The sequence below is a fragment of the Pseudomonas sp. B2021 genome (genome assembly GCF_018135665.1).
Taxonomy (GTDB): domain Bacteria; phylum Pseudomonadota; class Gammaproteobacteria; order Pseudomonadales; family Pseudomonadaceae; genus Aquipseudomonas; species Aquipseudomonas lactis.
Genome location: NZ_SMOF01000028.1, coordinates 1 through 541, shown reverse-complemented (window position 1 = coordinate 541; position 541 = coordinate 1). Strand labels below are relative to the sequence as shown.

The 541-nt window shown below is 60.4% G+C and carries 1 protein-coding gene; it reads right to left on the bottom strand.

The features are described from left to right. A partial coding sequence (locus E1K68_RS27525) for an immunoglobulin-like domain-containing protein (protein WP_212614962.1) occupies positions 1-541 on the bottom strand: 541 nt, incomplete at both ends.

Genomic DNA, 541 nt, shown 5'->3' with positions numbered 1-541 from the left:
GTGGTGCTGACGGTCGAACCGTTGTTGTAAACGTCGTTGGCCGGAGTATCGACCACAACGGTGCCGGTCGACTCGCCCGCCTTGATGGTGATCACCGAGCCATTGCTCAAGGTGACGTTCACCGGGGTTTGTGCCGGATTGGTGAGGGTGGCGGTGTAGGTGATCTGGCCGCCTTCGGTCACGTTGCCGTTGGCTGTGAGGGTAACGGTGGTGGTGTCGACCGAATCGGTAATGGTGGTGATCGCAGGCGTGGTGCTCGGTACCAGGTTTTCAAAGTTGCCGCCGGTTGCACCAGTGATGGTGGTGCTGACGGTCGAACCGTTGTTGTAAACGTCGTTGGCCGGAGTATCGACCACAACGGTGCCGGTCGACTCACCCGCCTTGATGGTGATCACCGAGCCATTGCTCAAGGTGACATTCACCGGGGTCTGCGCCGGGTTGGTCAGGGTGGCGGTGTAAGTGATCTGCCCGCCTTCGGTCACGCTGCCGTCGGCTGTCAGGGTAACGGTGGTGGTGTCGACCGAATCGGTAATGGTGGTGA